This is a genomic window from Rhodobacter sp. (assembly GCA_020637515.1).
GTDB lineage: Bacteria > Pseudomonadota > Alphaproteobacteria > Rhodobacterales > Rhodobacteraceae > Pararhodobacter.
Genome location: JACKKG010000001.1, coordinates 1,427,143 through 1,447,369 on the forward strand (window position 1 = coordinate 1,427,143; position 20,227 = coordinate 1,447,369).

At 68.8% G+C, this 20,227-nt stretch carries 17 protein-coding genes and 1 pseudogene; 15 read left to right on the top strand and 3 right to left on the bottom strand.

What is annotated here, in order from left to right:
* Nucleotides 1-25: 25 nt before the first annotated feature.
* The 3 genes from H6900_06935 (at nucleotide 26) to H6900_06945 (ending at nucleotide 2,309) form a co-directional block, all read left to right on the top strand.
* Nucleotides 26-763, top strand: coding sequence for a class II aldolase/adducin family protein (locus tag H6900_06935; GenBank protein MCC0073009.1), 738 nt, complete (start codon nucleotides 26-28; stop codon nucleotides 761-763).
* Between the two features lie 54 nt (nucleotides 764-817).
* Nucleotides 818-1,597 (top strand): 23S rRNA (guanosine(2251)-2'-O)-methyltransferase RlmB, encoded by a 780-nt coding sequence (rlmB, locus tag H6900_06940; GenBank protein ID MCC0073010.1) that lies wholly within the window; start codon nucleotides 818-820, stop codon nucleotides 1,595-1,597.
* A 235-nt stretch (nucleotides 1,598-1,832) separates the two neighbouring features.
* Nucleotides 1,833-2,309, top strand: a complete 477-nt coding sequence (locus H6900_06945; protein ID MCC0073011.1) for a CoA-binding protein — start codon at nucleotides 1,833-1,835, stop codon at nucleotides 2,307-2,309.
* Nucleotides 2,310-2,361: 52 nt separating this feature from the next.
* Here the strand turns inward: H6900_06945 and H6900_06950 are convergent, their stop codons facing one another.
* Nucleotides 2,362-3,156: an alpha/beta hydrolase gene (locus tag H6900_06950; GenBank protein MCC0073012.1), complete on the bottom strand. Its 795-nt coding sequence runs from the start codon at nucleotides 3,154-3,156 to the stop codon at nucleotides 2,362-2,364.
* Nucleotides 3,157-3,247: 91 nt separating this feature from the next.
* Here H6900_06950 and H6900_06955 point away from each other — a divergent pair, with 91 nt between their 5' ends.
* The 9 genes and pseudogenes from H6900_06955 (at nucleotide 3,248) to H6900_06995 (ending at nucleotide 16,254) form a co-directional block, all read left to right on the top strand.
* The gene (locus H6900_06955; GenBank protein MCC0073013.1) at nucleotides 3,248-4,726 is read left to right on the top strand and encodes an NAD-dependent succinate-semialdehyde dehydrogenase; all 1,479 of its coding nucleotides are present in this window, start codon (nucleotides 3,248-3,250) and stop codon (nucleotides 4,724-4,726) included.
* A 123-nt stretch (nucleotides 4,727-4,849) separates the two neighbouring features.
* On the top strand, nucleotides 4,850-5,731 hold the full coding sequence (locus H6900_06960; GenBank protein MCC0073014.1) for a xanthine dehydrogenase family protein subunit M: 882 nt from the start codon (nucleotides 4,850-4,852) through the stop codon (nucleotides 5,729-5,731).
* Nucleotides 5,728-6,210 (top strand): (2Fe-2S)-binding protein, encoded by a 483-nt coding sequence (locus H6900_06965; protein ID MCC0073015.1) that lies wholly within the window; start codon nucleotides 5,728-5,730, stop codon nucleotides 6,208-6,210. Before H6900_06960 ends, H6900_06965 begins: the two co-directional genes overlap by 4 nt.
* Nucleotides 6,210-8,453 (top strand): xanthine dehydrogenase family protein molybdopterin-binding subunit, encoded by a 2,244-nt coding sequence (locus H6900_06970; protein MCC0073016.1) that lies wholly within the window; start codon nucleotides 6,210-6,212, stop codon nucleotides 8,451-8,453. The genes H6900_06965 and H6900_06970 overlap by 1 nt, the downstream gene beginning before the upstream one ends.
* Nucleotides 8,440-8,691, top strand: coding sequence for a MoaD/ThiS family protein (locus H6900_06975; GenBank protein ID MCC0073017.1), 252 nt, complete (start codon nucleotides 8,440-8,442; stop codon nucleotides 8,689-8,691). Before H6900_06970 ends, H6900_06975 begins: the two co-directional genes overlap by 14 nt.
* Nucleotides 8,692-8,781: 90 nt before the next feature.
* Nucleotides 8,782-11,202, top strand: coding sequence for an FAD-dependent oxidoreductase (locus H6900_06980; protein ID MCC0073018.1), 2,421 nt, complete (start codon nucleotides 8,782-8,784; stop codon nucleotides 11,200-11,202).
* The gene (locus H6900_06985; protein MCC0073019.1) at nucleotides 11,199-12,188 is read left to right on the top strand and encodes a homocysteine S-methyltransferase family protein; all 990 of its coding nucleotides are present in this window, start codon (nucleotides 11,199-11,201) and stop codon (nucleotides 12,186-12,188) included. Before H6900_06980 ends, H6900_06985 begins: the two co-directional genes overlap by 4 nt.
* A gap of 8 nt (nucleotides 12,189-12,196) precedes the next feature.
* Complete coding sequence (locus H6900_06990; GenBank protein ID MCC0073020.1) at nucleotides 12,197-14,701, top strand: GcvT family protein; 2,505 nt, start codon at nucleotides 12,197-12,199, stop codon at nucleotides 14,699-14,701.
* 11 nt (nucleotides 14,702-14,712) lie between these two features.
* Nucleotides 14,713-16,254, top strand: a pseudogene (locus H6900_06995) (trimethylamine methyltransferase family protein).
* Between the two features lie 52 nt (nucleotides 16,255-16,306).
* On the opposite strand, the gene H6900_07000 reads toward H6900_06995, so the two are convergent.
* Together H6900_07000 and H6900_07005 are read right to left on the bottom strand one after the other, a co-directional pair.
* A complete protein-coding gene (locus H6900_07000; GenBank protein MCC0073021.1) occupies nucleotides 16,307-16,711 on the bottom strand; it encodes a universal stress protein in 405 nt (134 codons plus the stop codon).
* 67 nt (nucleotides 16,712-16,778) lie between these two features.
* Nucleotides 16,779-17,387 carry a Pr6Pr family membrane protein gene (locus H6900_07005; protein ID MCC0073022.1) on the bottom strand — a complete coding sequence of 203 codons (609 nt, stop codon included), beginning with the start codon at nucleotides 17,385-17,387 and terminating at the stop codon, nucleotides 16,779-16,781.
* Between the two features lie 188 nt (nucleotides 17,388-17,575).
* On the opposite strand from H6900_07005, the gene H6900_07010 reads away from it, so the two are divergent.
* The 3 genes from H6900_07010 (at nucleotide 17,576) to moaB (ending at nucleotide 20,193) form a co-directional block, all read left to right on the top strand.
* The gene (locus H6900_07010) at nucleotides 17,576-18,505 is read left to right on the top strand and encodes a class I fructose-bisphosphate aldolase (protein ID MCC0073023.1); all 930 of its coding nucleotides are present in this window, start codon (nucleotides 17,576-17,578) and stop codon (nucleotides 18,503-18,505) included.
* Between the two features lie 160 nt (nucleotides 18,506-18,665).
* A complete protein-coding gene (locus H6900_07015; GenBank protein MCC0073024.1) occupies nucleotides 18,666-19,517 on the top strand; it encodes a uracil-DNA glycosylase in 852 nt (283 codons plus the stop codon).
* A 133-nt stretch (nucleotides 19,518-19,650) separates the two neighbouring features.
* Nucleotides 19,651-20,193, top strand: a complete 543-nt coding sequence (moaB, locus tag H6900_07020; GenBank protein ID MCC0073025.1) for a molybdenum cofactor biosynthesis protein B — start codon at nucleotides 19,651-19,653, stop codon at nucleotides 20,191-20,193.
* Nucleotides 20,194-20,227: the final 34 nt, after the last annotated feature.

Genomic DNA, 20,227 nt, shown 5'->3' on the forward strand with positions numbered 1-20,227 from the left:
CGCGACGAATCGCGAAAGGACAATCATGCGGGACAACCGGGCCGAAGCGGCGCGTGGCGACTTGGCGGCGGCGTTCCGTTGGGCCGCGCGGCTGGGATTGCACGAATCGGTCGCGAACCATTTCTCGTTGGCCCTGGACCCGGGCGGACGGCGCTTTCTCATCAACCCGAACGGGCGCCATTTCGCGCGTATCCGCGCCCGCGACCTGTTGGAACTGGATGCGGACGACCCCGAGACCATGGCGCGGACGGATGCCCCCGATCCCACCGCCTGGGGGCTGCACGGGGCGATTCATCGCGCCTGTCCCCACGCGCGTTGCGTGATGCATGTCCATTCGGTCCACGCGACGGTGCTGGCAAGCCTTGCAGATTCGCGTCTGCCGGCGATCGACCAGAACACCGCCATGTTCTTTGGGCGCCATGTGGTGGACGATCACTATGGCGGCATGGCGTTCGAGGACGAGGGCGCGCGCTGCGCCACGCTGCTGGCCGATCCGGCGATCATCGCGCTGGTGATGGGAAATCACGGGGTGCTGGTGGTCGGCGACACCGTGGCCGAGACGTTCAACCGGCTCTATTATTTCGAACGCGGGGCCGAGACCTATATCCGCGCGCTTCAGACCGGGCGGCCGCTGCGCGTGCTGCCGGATCCGGTGGCCGAGAAGGTCGCGCGGGAATGGGCCGCCTATCCCGACTTTGCCGAAAACCACCTGCGCGAATTGAAGGCGATCCTGCGCGACGAAGGGTCGGACTTTGATGACTGACTTGCGCGCGCGGGCCGTCCGGGGCATGGAGAGCGCGGCTTTTGGGGGCGCGAGATGAAGAAACCGACCTGGGTGATCGACAAGGAACGCGCCAAGCGGGCGGCGGCGGCGGAAACCGTCTGGCTGTTCGGCCTGCACGCGGTGCGCGATGCGCTGATGAACCCGGCGCGCGAACGGTTGCGCCTGCTGGTGACCAAGAACGCGGCCGACAAGCTGGCCGATGCCATCGCCGCCAGCGGGATGCAGCCCGAAATTCAGGATGCGCGCAAGTTCGGCGCGCCGCTGGCCGCCGACAGCGTGCACCAGGGCGCCGCGCTCGAGGTGAAGCCGCTCGACTGGGGCCGGTTCGACGACGTCTGCGCCACGGGCGCTGGGGCTCCGGTGGTGGTGTTGCTGGACCGGGTGACCGATCCGCACAACGTGGGCGCCATCCTGCGCTCGGCTGAGGTGTTCGGCGCCCGCGCGGTGATCGCGCCGCGCCACCATTCGGCACCGGAAACGGGCGCACTGGCCAAGACCGCCTCGGGGGCGCTGGAACGCCAGCCCTATCTGCGCGTCACCAACCTGGCCGAGGCGATGGAGACCCTGAAGCGCATGGGGTTCGTGCTGCTGGGTCTGGACGGCGAGGCCGGGACAACCCTGGCGCAGGGGCTTGCCGGGGCGGGCACGCGGCCGATCGGGCTGGTGCTGGGCGCCGAGGGGCCGGGCCTGCGCGAAAAGACGCGCGAGACCTGTGACGCGCTGGTGCGCATTCCCTTCGGCGGGGCGTTCGGCAGTCTCAACGTCTCGAACGCGGCGGCGGTGTCGCTGTATGCCGCGACCGCCGGCCGCTGAACCGGCGCGCACCCGGATCGGCGCCGGCTCGCACCGGCATCACGAATCCGCGACCCCTCTTCTTTTCCCGGGGGGCGTGCCCATATCATCACATGAAGCAGCGAGCCGGAACTCTCGCGTTTCCTCCACTGTCCCTCGTTCCCAACTGGCGCCCGGTCCCGACCGGGCGCTTTTTCGTGGATCGAAGGGCGTCGGGGGGTTGTGGCCGACGGTCGCATTTTGCAAAGCTGATGCCATGACCCAGGACGCCCCCGACGATTCCACCCTGCGCGACATTCTGACCGCGATCCACGTTGTCGGGGTGGTCGGCGTGTCGCCCAATCCGGTGCGCCCCAGCTATTTCGTCGCCCGCTACCTGGGCCTCAGGGGAAAGCGGGTGATCCCGGTGAACCCGGGCCACGCGGGCGAGACCTTGCTGGGCGCGACGGTCGTCGCCGGGGTGGGCGATCTGCCCCCTGAGGTGGACATGCTGGACGTCTTCCGCCGGTCCGAACACGTCGCCCCCATCGTGCGCGAGGCGCTGGACCACCTGCCGGGGCTGCGCACCGTCTGGTTGCAGATCGGCGTCGTCAGTGACGAGGCCCGCGCGATGTGCGCCGAACGGGGGGTGAATTTCATCCAGAACCGGTGCCCGAAAATCGAATACCAGCGCCTGTTCGGGGAACTGCGCATGGGCGGGTTCAACACCGGCGTCATCAGTTCCAGGCTGTGAGCCGGGGTGCCGAACCCGAACCCGAACCCGGGCGCGGCGATTCGAGCGGCGTTCAATCCAGCAAGGTGCGCATCAGCAGGCTTTCCGAATCGGCCAGATCGTCAATCACGTTGAAATGGTGCAGCCCCGGCGCGACATGCCAGGCGCAGTCCCAGTCTTCGGACAGAAGCCGCGCCTGCCACAGAAAGGCCGGCCGTTCCTGCCCGCCGACCCAGACGGTGCAATCGACGCCCGCGCGCCGCGCCAGCAGGGCGGGGCTTTCGGCCTCGGCCTCGGCCAGGTCCAGGTGCAGCGTGCGGTTCATGTCGGTCTGCATCAGCGGCCGCAGGTCCGACAACGGCGAGATCGGCACCACGCGCGCCAGCCGGTCGGCCCAGGCGGGCGCACGATCGGCGCAGGCCATGCGGGCGCTCAGATGCCCGCCGGCGGAATGGCCGGTGACGACGATCGGCCCCTCGGGGACCAGGTCGGCGGCCAGGGTGATCGCGGTCTCGATCTCGTCGGTGATCTGGTGGATGCGCGCGTTGGGGGCCAGGGTGTAGGTGGGCAGGGCCACCGCCCAGTCGCGGGCCAGCGCGCCCTGGGCCAGGTGCGACCAGCTTGCGGCATCGTTGGCCATCCAGTATCCACCATGGATGAAGACCATCAGCCCGGCGGGTGCCGAGGTTTCGGGCAGGAACAGATCCAGCGTCTGCCGCGTGCCGTCGCCATAGGGCAGCCCGGTGCGGGCCCTGTCGCCCAGCCGCCTGCGCATTGCCGCGGCCTCGGTCGCCCAGCGGGGCGGGTAGGTTTCCGCCCCCGCGATGAAGTCGCCGTTGGCGTAGTCGCGGCTCAGATCTTTGTGCATGTCGGCGCCATTGCTTGCGTTGTTAAGTAATTTGTGGTCAGACTGCCATCACCCCGCGCCGCCCAGCCGGCGACCTGACGATGAGGACATCATGTTGGACCAACCTACCGATCTTCGTGCCCTTCTCAAGGACCCGTCGCTGTTCGAAACCCGCGCCTATGTCGCGGGCGAGTGGATCTGGGCCGATGACGGCAAGACCTTCGCCGTGACCAACCCCGCGCGCGGCGACGTGATCGCGCAGGTCGCGGACCTGAGCCGCGCCGAGGTCGCCCGCGCCATCGCCGCCGCCGACAACGCCATGCAAGAGTGGAAGGCCCGCACCGGAAAGGATCGCGCCGCGATCTTGCGCAAATGGTATGACCTCATGGTCGCCAACGCCGACGACCTGGGAACGATCCTGACCGCCGAGATGGGCAAACCCCTGCCCGAGGCCCGCGGCGAGATCCTCTATGGCGCGGCTTTCGTCGAATGGTTCGGCGAGGAAGCCAAGCGCATCTACGGCGAAACGATCCCCGGCCACCTGCGCGACAAGCGCATCACGGTGCTGAAGCAGCCGGTGGGCGTGGTCGGATCGATCACGCCGTGGAACTTTCCCAACGCCATGATCGCGCGAAAGGTGGCGCCGGCGCTGGCCGCGGGCTGCGGGTTCGTCGCGCGCCCGGCGGCCGAAACGCCGCTGTCGGCGATCGCCATGGCGGTGCTGGCCGAACGCGCAGGCGTGCCCGGGGGGCTGTTCTCGGTCGTGCCCTCCTCGCGTTCGTCCGACATCGGCAAGGAATTCTGCGAGAACCCCAGCGTGCGAAAGCTGACCTTCACCGGTTCGACCGAGGTGGGGCGCATCCTGCTGCGCCAGGCCGCCGATCAGGTGATGAAATGCTCGATGGAACTGGGCGGCAACGCGCCCTTCATCGTCTTCGACGACGCCGATCTGGACGCCGCGGTCGAGGGCGCGATGATGTCCAAGTTCCGCAACAATGGCCAGACCTGCGTCTGCGCGAACCGTATCTATGTGCAGGCCGGGGTCTATGACGCCTTTGCCGAAAAGCTGCGCGCGGCGGTGGAAAAGCTCAATGTCGGCGACGGTCTGAGCGACGGCATCACCACCGGCCCGCTGATCAACGCCGCCGCGGTGACCAAGGTCGAGGAGCATATCAAGGATGTGCTGGACCACGGCGGCGCGCTGCTGTCGGGCGGCAAGCGCCACGCGCTGGGCGGAACCTTCTTCGAGCCGACGGTGGTGACCGGGGTCACGCAGGGCATGAAGGTCGCACAAGAGGAAACCTTTGGCCCCCTTGCGCCGCTCTTCAAGTTCGAGACCGAGGCCGAGGCGATCCAGTTCGCCAATGACACGATCTTTGGGCTGGCGTGCTATTTCTATGCCCAGAACGTGGGGCGCATCACCCGCGTGCAAGAGGCGCTGGAATACGGCATCGTGGGGGTGAACACGGGGATCATCTCGACCGAGGTCGCGCCCTTCGGCGGCGTCAAGCAATCCGGCCTGGGGCGCGAGGGCTCGCATTTCGGCATCGAGGATTTCCTCGAACTGAAATACGTCTGCCTCAGCATCTGACGCCCCGCCGGGGACCGGACGGCGCCGCCTGCGGCGTGGCGCCGTTTCGCCTTTGGCCGGGGGCCCCCCTTGCGCAAGGCGGTCGTCCTCGCGCACTCTGCCGCCACATTCTGAGGAGGGACGATGCGTTATCACAGTCCGGTATCGTTTGAGGAAGCGTCGGTTTTGGCGTCTGGTTTGAGTGGTTTGACGCGTTTTCTGGGTGGGGGGACGGATGTTCTTGTTCAGCTTCGTTCGGGTTCGGTTTGTCCGGATGACGTGATCGACCTGAAGCGGATCGCGGGGTCTGGGGATATCGTTGGGTCCTCGGCCGAGGGCTGGACGATCGGTTGCGCGGTGTCGGGGGCGCGTCTCGGGGCGCATGCGGCGCTTTCGGCGTCGTGGCCTGGTGTTGTCGAGGGGATGACGCTGGTGGGTTCGACGCAGGTTCAGGGCCGGGCGACGCTGGTCGGGAACCTGTGCAACGGGTCTCCGGCGGCGGACGGGGTTCCGGGCCTGATCGCGGCGGGTGCGACGGCGACGGTGGTCGGCCCCTCGGGTCGGCGGGTTGTCGCGGTTTCGTCGATCCCCGCGGGCCCGGGGCGGACCACGCTGGCGCGGGGCGAGGTGATCGCGGCGCTGCATCTGCCGCCGCGCGGGGCGTCGGCGGCGGACGCCTATCAGCGGTTCATTCCGCGCACGGAGATGGACATCGCGGTTGTCGGCTGCGCGGTGAACCTGCGGCTGGACGGGGACACGATCGCCGAGGCGCGGGTGGCGCTGGGGGCGGTGGCCCCGACGGTTCTTCTGGTCGAGGCGGCGGCGCGGGCGATCGTCGGCAGCCGGCTGGACGCGGCGGCGCTCGAGGCGCTGGCGGCGGCGGCGCGGGCGGCGGCGAGACCGATCAGCGACAAGCGCGGCACGGCGGCGTTCCGCACCCATGTGGCGGGGGTCCTGGCGCGCCGGGTCGCCCAGAGCGCCTACAACCGCGCGAAAGGAAACCGCGCGAAAGGAGCCGCGCAATGAGCAAGATCCATGTGACGGCGACGGTCAACGGCGACGCGGTCGAGTTTCTGGCGGACCCGCGCGAGACGCTGCTGGACTGCCTGCGCGACCACCTGGGGCTGACGGGCTCGAAGGAGGGCTGCGGCACGGGCGATTGCGGGGCGTGCTCGGTGCGTCTGGACGGGGTGCTGGTGTCGTCCTGCCTGGTGCTGGGGGTCGAGGCGCAGGGCCGCAGCATCGAGACGATCGAGGGGATGGCGGGGGCGGACGGCGCGCTGCACCCGTTGCAGCGGCGGTTCATCGAACACGCGGCGCTGCAATGCGGCTTCTGCACGCCTGGGATCCTGGTGGCGGCGAAGGCGCTGCTGGAGCAGAGCCCGGACCCCAGCGAGACCGAGATCCGCTACTGGCTGGCGGGGAACCTGTGCCGCTGCACGGGCTATGACAAGATCGTGCGCGCGGTTCAGGCCGCGGCGGCGGACCTCAGGGGGGGCGCGTGATGCCGAAGGACGAGCGGAAGACCAGCTTCAAGTATGTCGGCACCCGCCCGGACCGTCCCGACGGCCTGGACAAGGTGACGGGGCGGGCGCGCTACGGGGCGGATTACGCGGCCTCGAACATGCTGCACGCGGCGGTGGTGCGCTCGCCGCACGCGCATGCGCGGATCGTGCGCATCGACGCGTCGAAGGCGCTGGCGATGGCGGGGGTGAAGGCGGTGGTGACGCGGGCCGACTTTCCCGAGGGTCTGACGGGCGAGACGTGGAACCTGCAGGAGAACACGATCGCGGGCGAGCGGGCGCTCTATGACGGGCACGCGGTTGCGGCGGTTGCGGCGACCTCGGCCTTGCTGGCGCAGGACGCGGCGAAGCGGATCGAGGTGACCTACGAGGTGCTGCCGCATGTGACCGATGTGGACGCGGCGATGGCCGAGGGGGCGCCGGTGATCCGGGCGGGGGCGGCGGACCATTCGGTGCCCGAGGGTCTGCATCCGAACGTGGTGCGGGTGATCGACTTCGGCCATGGCGACGTGGCGGCGGGTCTGGCGTCGGCGGACCTGGTGCGCACGGCGCGCTACACGACCGAGGCGACGCACCAGGGCTATATCGAGCCGCACGCCTGCGTGGCGCAGCTGGGCGCGGACGGCAAGGGCGAGATGTGGGTCTGCACGCAGGGCCAGTGGTACATCCGGCAGATGTGCGCGGGGGTTCTGGGCCTGGACGCGGCGCAGCTTCGGGTGACGCCGTCCGAGATCGGCGGCGGGTTCGGGGGCAAGACGACGATCTTCATGGAGCCGCTGGCGCTGGCGCTGAGCCGCAAGGCGGGGGGGCGGCCGGTGAAGCTGGTGATGAGCCGGGCCGAGGTGCTGCGGGCGACGGGTCCGACGGCGTCGGCGTCGATGGACGTGACGCTGGGGATGATGGCGGACGGCCGGCTGACGGCGGCGCGGGCCGAGTTCCGGATGCAGGGCGGGGCGTTCCCCGGGGCGCCGGTGGACATGGCGCTGTTCTGCTGCTTTGCGCCCTACCGCATCCCGGCGATCCAGCACCTGGGCTATGACGTCCTGGCGAACCGTCCGAAATGCGCGGCCTACCGGGCGCCGGGGTCGCCGATGGGGGCGTTCGCGGTGGAAAGCCTGCTGGACGAGATGGCGCGCGAGCTGGGCCTGGACCCGCTGGCGGTGCGCCTGACGAACGCGGTCCGCGAGGGGGACAAGGCCAGCTACGGGCCGACCTTCGCCTCGATCGGCCTGGTCGAGGTGCTCGAGGCGACGCGGGCGCATCCGAACCTGCGGATCCCGCTGGGTCCGAACCAGGGGCGCGGGATCGCCACCGGCTACTGGTTCAACCACGGCGGCGAGACCTCGGTGTCGATGGCGATCGGCGAGGACGGGACGGCGCAGGTGTCGGTGGGCACGCCGGACATCGGCGGCTCGCGGGCGTCGATCGGGCTGATGGTGGCGGAAACGCTGGGCATCCCCTACGAGGACGTGCGCGTGAACGTGGTGGAGACCGGCGCGCTGGGGGTGAACGAGCCGACGCACGGCTCGCGCGCGACCTTCGCCAGCGGCAAGGCGGCGGTGGTGGCGACGGGCCAGGCGATCGACGAGATGTGCCGGCGCGCGGCCGCGGCCTGGGGCATCGACCCCGAGGCGGTGAGCTGGGCGGACGGCGCGGCGCATCCGGCGGGCGAGAACGCGGGCCGGTTCGCGCCGATGACCATCGCCGAGATCGGCGCGAGCATGGGCAAGACGGGGGGTCCGATCTCGGGCCACCACGAGGCCACGCCCGAGGGCGTGGGCGCGTCCTTCGGCACGCATGTGGTGGATGTCGAGGTCGACCCCGAGACCGGCCGCACGACGATCCTGCGCTACCTGGTGGTGCAGGACGCGGGCCGCGCGATCCACCCGTCCTATGTGGAAGGGCAGTATCAGGGCGGCGCCGCGCAGGGCATCGGCTGGGCGCTGAACGAGGAATACGTCTACGGGCCCGACGGCCGGCTGCAGAACCCGGTGTTCCTGGACTACCGCGTGCCGGTGGCCTCGGACCTGCCGATGATCGACACCGTGATCGTCGAGGTCCCCAACCCAGGCCACCCCTACGGCGTCCGCGGCGTCGGCGAAACCGGCATCACCCCACCCCTCCCCGCCATCGCCAACGCCATCCACGCCGCAACCGGACACCGGATCCGCAACCTCCCCATCAAACCCGACAAACTCTGGGCACAATCCCATGCAACCCCTTGACGTCCACCTCTGGTCAGGACTGAAAAGGTTCACACAGGGCGCCACGGTCGTCCCGGTCGAGGCGGCGACCGTCGGTCAGATGCTGGAGGCGCTGGTGCGGGCCCATCCGGGCCTGAAACCGGTGATCGAGGCCGGCGTGTCGGTGGTGATCGACGGCGAGGTGCTGTCCGGTGGGCTGCACCGCCCCGTGTCGCCCGACAACGAAGTGTATCTGATGCAGCGCATCAAGGGCGGTTGATCGGAAATTCCGATCAATTCGGCCCCGTCAGGCGAATTGCCAGCCCGGCCCGCGCCGCGCCATACTGCCGCCAGAACGAAGGAGGGCGGCATGGTCGAAACAGCGCGCGTGGTCATCATCGGGGGCGGGGCCGTTGGCACCTCGGCGCTCTATCACCTGGCGAAAGCGGGCTGGACGGATTGCCTGCTGCTGGAGCGCAACGAGCTGACCGCGGGATCGACCTGGCACGCGGCGGGCAATGTGCCGACCTTCAGTTCCTCGTGGTCGATCATGAACATGCAGCGGTATTCGGCGCAGCTGTATCGCGGGCTGGGCGACGCGGTCGATTATCCCATGAATTATCATGTCACCGGTTCTGTCCGGCTGGGTCACAGCGCGGAACGTCTGCGCGAGTTCCAAAAGGTCGCCGGCATGGGCCGGTATCAGGGTATGGACCTGGCGATCCTGTCGCCCTCCGAGATCCGCGACCGCTACCCGTTCCTGGAAACCCACGATCTGACCGGCGCGCTCTATGATCCCTATGACGGCGACATCGATCCCGCGCAACTGACCCAGGCGCTGGCCGCGGGCGCGCGGCAGATGGGCGCGCGGATCGACCGCTTCCGCCCCGTCACCGCCGCCCGGCGCGAGGGTGACGAATGGGTGCTGGACACCCCAAAGGGCGAGGTCCGCTGCGAATACGTGGTGAACGCGGGCGGGTATTACGCGGCGCGCGTGGGCGCGATGTTCGGCCGCCGCGTGCCGATGATGGTGATGAGCCACCAGTATCTTCTGTTCGACACCATCCCCGAACTGGAACGCTGGAGCCACGAAAGTGGCCACAAGTTGCCGCTGCTGCGCGACGTGGACAGCTCGTATTACCTCAGGCAGGAAAAGATGGGCTTCAACCTGGGCCCTTATGAAAATCCCTGCCGCGCGCACTGGGCCACCCCCGACGACCCCATGCCCGAGGATTTCAGCTTTCAGCTCTATCCCGACGATCTGGAGCGGCTGGAGTGGCATATCGCCGACGCCATGGCCCGCGTGCCGCTGCTGGAACAGGCCAGGCTGCAAAAGGTCATCAACGGCCCCATTCCCTACACCCCCGACGGCAACCCGCTGATCGGCCCGATGCCTGGCGTGCCCAACGCGTTCGAGGCCTGCGTCTTCACCTTCGGCATCTGTCAGGCCGGCGGCGCGGGCAAGGTTCTGGCGGAATGGGTGACCGAGGGCGGCACCGAATGGGACATGTGGTCATGCGACCCGCGCCGCTTCACCGGTTTCGAGGACCACGACTATTGCGTCGCCAAGGGCAAAGAGGTCTACGGCCACGAATACGCCATCCACTTCCCCATGGCGCGCTGGCCGGCGGGCGCCGACCGCAAACTGTCGCCCGTGCATGCGCAGCTCAAAAGTCTGGGCGCGCAGATGGGGGCGTTCAATGGCTGGGAGCGCGCCGAGTGGTTCGCGCAACCGGGCGACGACACCTCGTGGCAGGCCACGCAGACCTTCCGCCGCGCCGGCCCCTGGGAACCGCGGATCAAGGCCGAATGCGAGGCCGTGCGCGATGGCTGCGGGGTGCTCGACCTGCCCGGGTTCACCCGTCTGCGGCTGGTCGGCCCCGGCGCGCGCGCCCATCTAGAAAGCCTTACGGCCTCGCGCATCCCCGCGCCGGGTCGCACCGGGCTCTTGTATTTCCCCGATGCGCGCGGCCGGATCGTCACCGAGATGACCGTGCTGCCCGCGAGCGACGCGGATATCGGCGTCATCACCGCGGGCGTCGCGCAAAGCCACGACGCCGACCTCTTGCGTCGAAACCTGCCCGCCGGGGTCACGATCGAGGACTGGTCGGACCGCATCCATTGCTTCATCGTCACCGGCCCCAAGGCGCGCACGGTTCTCTCTGAACTGACCGACGGCGACCTGGACCTGCCGTGGCTTTCGGTCCAGTTTCAGGCCCGGGTCGCGGGCCGGGACGTGGCGCTGATCCGCGTGTCCTTTGCCGGCGAACTGGGGTGGGAGGTCCATTGCGACCCCGCCGATGCCGCCACGATCCACGCGGCACTTCTCGATGCCGGGGCCACGCCCTTCGGCATGAAGGCCCTGAATTCCCTCAGGATCGAAAAGGCTTATCGCGCCTGGAAAGGCGATCTTTCGACCGATTATTCGCTGCTCGAAGGCGGGCTCGGCCGTTTCATCGACTGGTCGGGCGAATTCCCCGGCAAGGCCGCGCTGCAAGCCGAAAAGGCGGCGGGCCCGGCCAAGCGGTTCACCGTGCTGACCGTGAATGCCCCCGATTTCGATCCGCCCTACATGGCCAATGTCTGGGCCGGCGACACCATCGTGGGCGAGGTCACCTCGGCCGCCTGGGGCTACCGCGTCAACGCTTGCGTCGCGCTGGCGATGATCCGCACCGCCCACACCGCCCCCGGCACGCCGCTCGAGATCGAGATCTTCGGCCAACGCCACGCGGCCACGGTCCACGGCGAGGGGCCCTTGTGGGACCCCACCAACGCGAGACTGCGCGCATGAGCATCACCTTGTTCAAAGAACGCACGGGGTTTCCAAAGGGGGCCGTGGCCCCCTTTGGCGAGGGGGCTCGGGGGGCGAGCAGCCCCCCGAAGCCGACGGTCACCCTGCTGGACGGCGGCATGGGCCAGGAACTGATCCGCCGGGGCGGCGATCAGCCCTCGCCGCTCTGGGCCACGCGGGTGATGATCGACCACCCGGGGCTGGTGCAGGCGATCCACGCCGATTATTTCGCCGCCGGGGCCAGTCTGGCGACGACGAACACCTACGCGATCCACCACGACCGCTTCGTCAAGTTCGGCCTGGACCATCGCTTTGCCGAATTCTTCGACGCCGCCCTGACCCAGGCCGAGGCCGCGCGGGACGCCTGTGGGCGCGGCCTGATCGCCGGATCGACCGGGCCGCTGGTGGCCTCGTATCGCCCGGAAACCCTGCCGCCCCACGCCGAGGCCGTCGCCCTTTATGCCGAGGTGGCGGCCATCCTGGCGCCGCGCTGCGACCTTGTCGTCGGCGAAACGGTCGCCTCGCTCGCCCATGCCCGGGCGCTGGTCGAGGGGGTCCGCAAGGGGGCGCCCGGCGCGGTGCTGTGGCTGTCGCTCACCGTGGACGACCGCGACGGCACGCGCCTCAGGTCCGGCGAACCGCTGGCCGCGGTCGCGGCGATTGCGCCGCAGGTCGAGGCCATCCTCGCCAATTGTTCCGCCCCCGAGGCGATGGACCAGGCCGTGCCGGTCCTCGCCGGTTTCGGCAAGCCGTTCGGTGCCTATGCCAACGGGTTCCAGCAGATCACCTCGGATTTCCTGAAAGACAACGCGACCGTCGATGCGCTGTCGAACCGCCCCGAGATGACGCCCGAACGCTACGCCGAATTCGCCATGGGCTGGGTCGCGCAGGGCGCCACGCTGGTGGGCGGCTGCTGCGAGACCGGGCCCGACCATATCGCCGCCATCGCCCGCCGCCTGCGCGCGGCCGGCCATCCCATCGCCTGAGGTAACCCATGACCCTGCCCACCCATGCCCGTGTCGTCATTATCGGCGGGGGCGTTTCCGGCTGTTCGGTCGCCTATCACCTGGCCCGCGCCGGCTGGACGGACATCGTCTTGCTGGAGCGCAAGCAACTGACCTGCGGCACCACCTGGCACGCCGCCGGGCTGATCGGCCAGTTGCGCGGTTCGCTGAACATGACGCGGCTCGCGAAATATTCGGCCGATCTCTACGTCCGGCTCGAATCCGAAACCGGCATTGCCACCGGGATGCGTCAGAACGGCTCGATCAGCGTCGCCCTGACCGAGGCCCGCAAGGAAGAGCTGTATCGCCAGGCCGCGCTGGCCCGCGCCTTTGACGTCGAGGTTCGCGAAATCTCGCCGGCCGAGGTCAAGGCGATGTATCCCCATCTCCATGTCGCGGATGTGGTGGGCGCGGTGCATCTGCCACTCGATGGCCAATGCGACCCGGCGAACATCGCCATGGCTCTGGCGCGCGGCGCGCGCCAGAGGGGCGCGCAGATCCACGAAGGGGTCAAGGTCACCCGCGTGCTGGACGACGGCAAGCGCGTCACCGGAGTCGAGGTGGACACCGGCCACGTCATCGCCTGCGAGCATGTCGTCAACTGCGGCGGCATGTGGGGCCGCGATCTGGCTGCGCAATCGGGTGTCACGCTGCCCCTGCACGCGGCCGAGCATTTCTACCTGCTGACCGAACCCGTCGAGGGGCTGGGCCGGCTGCCCGTGCTGCGCGTGCCTGACGAATGCGCCTATTACAAAGAGGACGCAGGCAAGATGATGCTCGGCGCGTTCGAGCCCAAGGCAAAGCCCTGGGGCATGGCCGGAATCCCCGAGGAATTCTGCTTTGACAGCCTGCCCGAGGATTTCGACCATTTCGAACCGATCCTTGCCGCTGCGATGAACCGGATGCCGCTGTTCCAGTCGGCCGGGATCCATACCTTTTTCAACGGGCCCGAAAGCTTCACGCCCGACGACCGCTATTACCTCGGTCCGGCGCCCGAGTTGGGGAACTACTGGGTCGCGGCCGGCTACAACTCGGTGGGAATCGTGTCGTCCGGCGGTGCGGGCATGGCGCTGGCCTCGTGGATGACCGAGGGCGAGGCGCCCTTCGATCTGTGGGAGGTGGACATCCGCCGGGCCCAACCGTTCCAGCGCAACCGTCGTTACCTGAAGGAACGGGTGACGGAAACGCTGGGCCTGCTCTATGCCGATCATTACCCCTATCGGCAGGTCGAGACCGCGCGCGGCGTGCGTCGCTCGCCGCTGCACGAACATCTGGCGGCGCGCGGCGCGGTCTTTGGCGAGGCCGCCGGCTGGGAGCGCGCAAACTGGTTCGCGGCCCCCGGGCAGGAACGGGCCTATCGCTACAGCTGGGGACCGCAGAACTGGTTCGCGAACCAGAAGGCCGAGCATCTGGCGGTGCGCCAGCGCGCCGGGCTGTTCGACATGACCTCGTTCGGAAAGATCCGGGTCGAGGGGCCGGGCGCCACCGCCTTTCTGCAACGGGTCTGCGCCAATGACGTGGATGTGGACGCCGGGCGGATCGTCTACACCCAGATGCTGAACGCCCGGGGCGGGATCGAAAGCGACCTGACCGTCACCCGGCTGACCGAGACGGCCTTTCTGCTGGTGGTTCCCGGCGCGACGCTGCAACGCGACCTGGCGTGGCTGCGCCGCCACCTGGGCGACGATTTCGCGGTCGTCACCGATGTGACGGCGGGCGAAGCGGTGCTGTGCCTGATGGGCCCCGAGGCCCGCGACGTGCTGGCCCGCGTCACGCCTGACGCGCTGGACAATGCCGCCTTTCCCTATGGCACGGCGCGCGAGATCGAGATCGGACTGGGTGTCTGCCGCGCGCATCGGGTCAGCTATGTCGGCGAGTTGGGCTGGGAGCTCTATGTCAGCACCGACCAGGCGGCGCATGTGTTCGAAAGCCTGATCGAGGCCACGCCGGACCTGACGCTGTGCGGGTTGCACGCGCTGGACAGTTGCCGGATCGAAAAGGGGTTTCGCCACTGGGGCCATGACATCACCGACGAGGACCACGTGCTGGAGGCGGGCCTGGGTTTTGCGGTCAAGACTGCCAAGGGCGATTTCCTGGGCCGCGAGGCGGTCTTGCGCAAGCGCGAGGCCGGGCTCACCCGGCGCATGGTGCAGTTCCTGCTGACGGATCCGGCCGCGATGGCTTATCACAACGAACCCATCTGGCGCGACGGGCGGATCGTGGGGACGGTGACCTCGGGCAATTACGGCCACCACCTGGGGGGCTCGGTGGCGATGGGCTATGTGCCTTGCCAGCCCGGCGAGGACGTGCTGGCGAGCACCTACGAGATCGACGTCGCCGGGCGGCGGGTGCCGGCGCGGGCGTCGCTGGCGCCGATGTACGATCCCGGGGCACCGGGTGCGGATGTGACAGGGCGGGGCTGCCGCCCCGCACTTCTGCCCCAAGGGGGTTTTCACCCCTGGGAAACCCCGAGGATATTTCGGGCACAAAGATGAAGGAGATGCGGATGTCGGATGAACTGTGTGCGCCCGCTCGGGCCCGGCGATCGGGGCGCGCGGCGCGGTGGCGGTGCGGGCCGCGCCGCTGGATGCGGACAAGCGGCCGGTGCGCGCGGGGCTGTCGGGGCAATATGCGCCCCTGAGCGAGGGCCGCGGTGCTGCGCATCCACCAGGCCGCGCTGGAGGCGCTGGAGGTGATCGGCCTGGCCAATGCGCCGCCCTCGGGGATTGCGGCGATGGTAGGGGCGGGGGCGATCCTGGGCGACGACGGGCGCCTGCGCTATCCGCGCGCGCTGGTCGAGGACATGCTGGCCAAGGCCGCGCGCGGGATCACGTTGCACGGCCGCGACCCGCGCCATGACCTGCGGCTTGAGGGCACGCGCGTGCACTACGGCACAGCCGGCGCGGCGGTGCATGTGGTCGATCCCGAGACCAACCGCTACCGCGATTCGACCGCGCAGGATCTGCACGACGCCGCCCGGCTGGTGCAGCATCTGGACAACGTGCATTTCTTCCAGCGGATCTGCGTCTGCCGCGATGTCACCGACAATTTCGAGATGGACATCAACACGCTTTACGGTGCGATGGCGGGCACGCAGAAGCATGTCGGCACCTCATTCAGCGACCCGTCGCATGTGGCCGGCTGCATGGATCTGATCCACATGGTCGCCGGCGGCGAGGACGCCTGGCGCGCACGGCCCTTTGTCAGCAACTCGAACTGTTTCGTCGTTCCGCCGATGAAATTCGCCGAGGAAAGCTGCATCACCATGGAGCATTGCATCCGCGCCGGGATGCCGGTGCTGCTGCTGTCGGCCGGTCAGGCCGGCGCGACCAGCCCGGCGCCGATCGCGGCGTCGATCGTGCAGGCGGTGGCGGAATGTCTGGCGGGCGTGGTCTACGTGAACGCGATCGCACCGGGGCATCCGGCGATCTTCGGCACCTGGCCCTTTGTCAGCGACCTGCGCACGGGGGCCATGTCGGGCGGCAGCGCCGAGCAGGCGCTGCTGACCGCGGGATGCGCCCAGATGCATCGCTTCTATGGCCTGCCTGGTGGCGCGGCGGCGGGGATCGCCGACAGCAAGCTGCCCGACATGCAGGCCGGCTGGGAGCAGGCGATCTCGAACACGCTGGCCGGTCTGGCCGGTCTGAACATGGTCTACGAGGCCGTGGGGATGCACGCTTCGCTTCTGGGCTTCAGCTTTGAAAGCCTGACGCTGGGCGATGACATCCTTGGCCAGGCGCTGCGGTGTGTCCGGGGTATCGACGTGACCGAGGACAGCCTGTCCATCGAGGTGATGAAGGAGGTCTGCCTGACCGGGCCCGGGCATTACCTGGGGGCGGATCAGACGCTGCAACTGATGCAGACCGAATATGTCTATCCGGCGCTGGGCAACCGCATGAGCCCAAAGGAATGGGCCGAGGCGGGCCATCCCGATCTGCTGACCGCGGCACGGCGGCGCACGGCCGACCTGCTGGCGAAAGCGCCTTGCCAGGTGGATCCCGCCATCGACCGCGCGGTGCGCGAGCGTTTCGCGATCCACTTCCGCTGACAAACCGGGCGCGCACCGCGAGGGATCGGTGCGCGCCCGTCGGTGTCCGCGCTCAGCGCGAGATCAGCACCGAGCACTGGGCGTGACGCACCACCCGGGCCGCGGTCGAGCCGATGAAATAGTCGCTCAGGCCGGGACGGTGCGAGGCGATCATGATGAGGTCCGCGCCGTTGTCCTCGGCGCATTGCAGGATCTGACTGGCGGGCGCGCCGGTGCGGATCTCGTTCACCAGGTCGGCGCCCTCGGCCATGACGCCCAGTTCCACCTTGGCCTCGGCCTGGCGGCGGTCGTTCAGGTCACGCGGCAGTTCGGCGGCGATATAGCTTGGCACATCCTCGAGGACGTGCAGCAGGCGGATGACACCGCCCGCGTCCACAAGCGCCTTGGCCTTGTCGATCAAGGCCTTGCCGGCATCGCCATGGCTGAGATCAACGGCAACGATGATATGTTTGTACATGCTGTTTCTCCATGTTCGCGTGTGGTTACGGGTTAGCGCGCGTGTCCGGTGCCCGCGTTGATCTGCGTCAATCGCGCGCAGGGCGGTGCAACAGGCGCGCGGCCAGCAGGATCAGCGCGCCCATCAGGGCAAAGACCACGACCAGGCCGGCGATGTTCATCGCGATGCGGGGCGCGCCGAATCGCCCGACGTCGAGAAAGAAATAGGGGTAGTCGCCCTCGATCCCGCCCCGGATCATCGCATAGACGCAATAGCCCAGCGGCCACAGCAACCAGTATGGCAACTGCCCCCAGCGCAGGCGCTTGCCGCCCCAGATCAGCCACCACACCAGCATGCCCAGCGGCACCAGGGTGTGATAGCCCAGATCGGTCCACCAGTCCCAGCCGGGCAACGGCGTCTCGGGCGCCAGCAACGCATGGTAGACGATACCCACCATCAGGATCGACAGCAGCCCGCCCGCCAGCGCCCCGTCGCCCGGGTGGCGGTTCAATGCGACCAGGGCCATGAGGGCCCCGATCAGCGCATTTGTCAGGATGGTAAAGAATTTCGCCAGATGCCAGATCCGCGCCGTGGCGTCGGCATAGGCGGGATCCTGCGTCAGGATGGCATACTGGCCCAGGACCGAGGCCAGGGCGATCGCGGCCACCAGGGCAGCGGCAAGACGGGCGCTGGACATGCAACCTCTCCAGAAGACGAGAGGCCGAGAATAGCGCGTTTCCAGGAAAATACACCCGTTGCGAACGGGTTTCGCCGCCGGGCCAAGAAAAACCGGGGTTGTGGGCGCTAACGGCCCCAGCGCGCCATTGTCGTGCCTCATTCGCCCGCGTATCCCTGAGGCCAGCAGACAAACAGAGGGGACACGCCATGCGCGCCACCAGAACCGTTCAGAAGATCCTGGCCAATTACGAGGGCGAAACCCCCGGCGTGAAGGCCAACCTGGCCCGCATCCTGATGGAGGGCAAGCTCGGCGGCACCGGCAAGATGATCATCCTGCCCGTGGACCAGGGCTTCGAACACGGCCCCGCCCGCAGCTTCGCGCCCAACGCGGGCGGCTACGACCCGCATTATCATTACCAGTTGGCGATCGACGCGGGGCTCAATGCCTATGCCGCCCCACTGGGCCCGCTCGAGGCCGGCGCCGACACGTTTGCCGGGCAGATTCCGACGATCCTCAAGGTGAACTCGGCCAACTCGCTGATGTCGGACACCGCCGGCAAGAACCAGGCGATCACCGCCTCGGTCGATGACGCGCTCCGGATCGGGGCCTCGGCGATCGGCTTCACGGTCTATCCGGGCTCGGATTGCGCCCTCGACATGTTCGAAGAGATCGTCGAAATGCGCAAGGAAGCCGCCGCCAAGGGCATCGCGACGGTGATCTGGTCCTATCCGCGCGGCGAGGGCATCTCGAAAGAGGGCGAGACGGCGATCGACGTGGCGGCCTATGCGGCGCATATCGCCGCGCTTCTGGGCGCGCACATCATCAAGATCAAGCTGTCCACCGACCACATCATGCAGCCCGAGGCGAAAAAGGTCTACGACAAGGAAAAGATCGACATCTCGACCCTGTCGGCGCGGGTGCGGCACTGCGTGCAATCCTCGTTCGACGGCCGGCGCCTGATCGTCTTCTCGGGCGGCGCGGCCAAGGGCACGGATGCCGTCTACGACGATGCCCGCGCGATTCGCGATGGCGGCGGCAACGGCTCGATCATTGGCCGCAACAGCTTCCAGCGCTCGCGCGAGGATGCGCTGGCGATGCTGGCCAAGCTGGTCGATATCTACAAAGGCAAGGCCTGAGCGTCCGCATCATCTTGTCCCCAATACGCACGGGGATTTTCAAGGGGGGCGTGCCCCCCTTGAAGCGGGGGGTGCGGGGGGCGGCAGCCCACCGCCGCTCCGTCCCCGGGCCTCACCCGCGCCATTGGCGCCAGCCGCCCAATCGGCTAGGCTCGGCACCATGACCCTCGCCCTGGACTGGCATCTTTCGCGGGCCCTGCTGGAATGGCAGACCGAACTCGGCGTGACGGACGCGATCCTCGCCGAGCCGGTGGATCGTTTCGCCGCGTTCGAGGCCCGCCAGAACGCCCGCCAGAACGCCCCCCAGAACGCCCCCAGCGACACCCGAGACGCCCCGCGCCCCGCCCGCGCGCCCGCCTCAGGTCCCGTCCCCGGTCCCACAACCGGCCCTTCGGACCCGGGCCCCGATCCGGTTGCCGCGGCGGCGCGCCTGGCCGCGCGGGCGCCGGATCTCGCGTCGCTGGCCGAATCGCTTGAAGCCTTCGATCTCTGCGCGCTCCGGCGCGGCGCGCGCTCCTGCGTCTTCGCGGATGGCGACCCACGGGCGCGGGTGATGATCGTGGGCGAGGGGCCCGGCGCCGACGAGGACCGCCAGGGCCTGCCCTTCGTCGGTCGCGCCGGGCAGTTGCTGGACCGGATGTTCCACGCCATCGGCCTGTCGCGGCGCAGCCCGGATGCCGAGACCGCGCTCTACATCACCAACACCGTGCCCTGGCGCCCCCCCGGCAACCGCGAGCCCACGCCCGAGGAACTGGCCATGCTCAGGCCGTTCCTGGTGCGTCACATCGAACTGGCGCGGCCCGATGTGCTGGTCGCGATGGGCAACGTCGCCTGCGACGCGCTGCTGGGCCGGCGCGGCATCCTGAAGCTGCGCGGCACCTGGACCGAGGCCTTGGGCCTGCCGGTGCTGCCGATGATGCATCCGGCCTATCTGCTGCGAAACCCCGAGGCCAAGCGCGAGGCTTGGGCGGATCTGTTGTCCCTCAAGGCGCGTCTCGGGGCGCCGCGATGATCGGCCTGCGCGCCGCCCTGCCGGCCCGTGCCCGCGCCGCCTGGGCGCGATTTGCCGCATGGCTTGGGCGGGGCCCAGCGGCGATCTTCGGCCCGCCGCCGCCCGGGTCGGCGCTATTGCAATGGGGACAGCCATGAGCCGCATCGACGACACCAAACCCTTCCTTCCGGTCGGGATCGCCGTGCTGACGGTGTCCGACACCCGCACCCTGGCCGAGGACCGCTCGGGCGAGGTGCTGGTCGGGCGCATCGCCGAGGCCGGGCACCGGCTGGCCGCGCGGGCGATCCTGCCCGACGAGCGCGCGCGGATCGCCGACCAGTTGCGCGCCTGGACGCTGGACCCGGCGATCGACGTGATCCTCAGCACCGGCGGCACCGGCCTGACCGGGCGCGACGTCACGGTCGAGGCCCACCGCGATGTCTATGAAAAGGAAATCGAGGCCTTCGCCACCGTCTTCACCATCGTGTCGATGCAGAAGATCGGCACCTCGGCCGTGCAGAGCCGCGCGACCGGCGGGGTGGCGAACGGCACCTATCTGTTCGCGTTGCCGGGATCGCCGGGCGCGTGCAAGGACGCCTGGGACGAAATCCTGAAGTTTCAGCTCGATTTTCGGCACCGTCCCTGCAATTTCGTCGAAATTCTGCCCCGACTTGATGAACATCTGCGACGGAAATAGCGTGGCGCCGCGTGCAACACTTGCGCGGGACTTT

What these genes read in the sequence shown, in the direction of transcription:
- H6900_06965 (MCC0073015.1), top strand. Translation starts at nt 5,728, where the DNA reads ATGAGCAAGATCCATGTGACGGCGACGGTCAACGGCGACGCGGTCGAG.
- H6900_06960 (MCC0073014.1), top strand. Translation starts at nt 4,850, where the DNA reads ATGCGTTATCACAGTCCGGTATCGTTTGAGGAAGCGTCGGTTTTGGCG.
- rlmB (MCC0073010.1), top strand. Translation starts at nt 818, where the DNA reads ATGAAGAAACCGACCTGGGTGATCGACAAGGAACGCGCCAAGCGGGCG.
- H6900_06985 (MCC0073019.1), top strand. Translation starts at nt 11,199, where the DNA reads ATGAGCATCACCTTGTTCAAAGAACGCACGGGGTTTCCAAAGGGGGCC.
- H6900_06975 (MCC0073017.1), top strand. Translation starts at nt 8,440, where the DNA reads ATGCAACCCCTTGACGTCCACCTCTGGTCAGGACTGAAAAGGTTCACA.
- H6900_06935 (MCC0073009.1), top strand. Translation starts at nt 26, where the DNA reads ATGCGGGACAACCGGGCCGAAGCGGCGCGTGGCGACTTGGCGGCGGCG.
- H6900_07015 (MCC0073024.1), top strand. Translation starts at nt 18,666, where the DNA reads ATGACCCTCGCCCTGGACTGGCATCTTTCGCGGGCCCTGCTGGAATGG.
- H6900_07000 (MCC0073021.1), bottom strand. Translation starts at nt 16,711, where the DNA reads ATGTACAAACATATCATCGTTGCCGTTGATCTCAGCCATGGCGATGCC.
- H6900_07010 (MCC0073023.1), top strand. Translation starts at nt 17,576, where the DNA reads ATGCGCGCCACCAGAACCGTTCAGAAGATCCTGGCCAATTACGAGGGC.
- H6900_06980 (MCC0073018.1), top strand. Translation starts at nt 8,782, where the DNA reads ATGGTCGAAACAGCGCGCGTGGTCATCATCGGGGGCGGGGCCGTTGGC.
- H6900_07005 (MCC0073022.1), bottom strand. Translation starts at nt 17,387, where the DNA reads ATGTCCAGCGCCCGTCTTGCCGCTGCCCTGGTGGCCGCGATCGCCCTG.
- H6900_06945 (MCC0073011.1), top strand. Translation starts at nt 1,833, where the DNA reads ATGACCCAGGACGCCCCCGACGATTCCACCCTGCGCGACATTCTGACC.
- H6900_06950 (MCC0073012.1), bottom strand. Translation starts at nt 3,156, where the DNA reads ATGCACAAAGATCTGAGCCGCGACTACGCCAACGGCGACTTCATCGCG.
- moaB (MCC0073025.1), top strand. Translation starts at nt 19,651, where the DNA reads ATGAGCCGCATCGACGACACCAAACCCTTCCTTCCGGTCGGGATCGCC.
- H6900_06990 (MCC0073020.1), top strand. Translation starts at nt 12,197, where the DNA reads ATGACCCTGCCCACCCATGCCCGTGTCGTCATTATCGGCGGGGGCGTT.
- H6900_06970 (MCC0073016.1), top strand. Translation starts at nt 6,210, where the DNA reads ATGCCGAAGGACGAGCGGAAGACCAGCTTCAAGTATGTCGGCACCCGC.
- H6900_06955 (MCC0073013.1), top strand. Translation starts at nt 3,248, where the DNA reads ATGTTGGACCAACCTACCGATCTTCGTGCCCTTCTCAAGGACCCGTCG.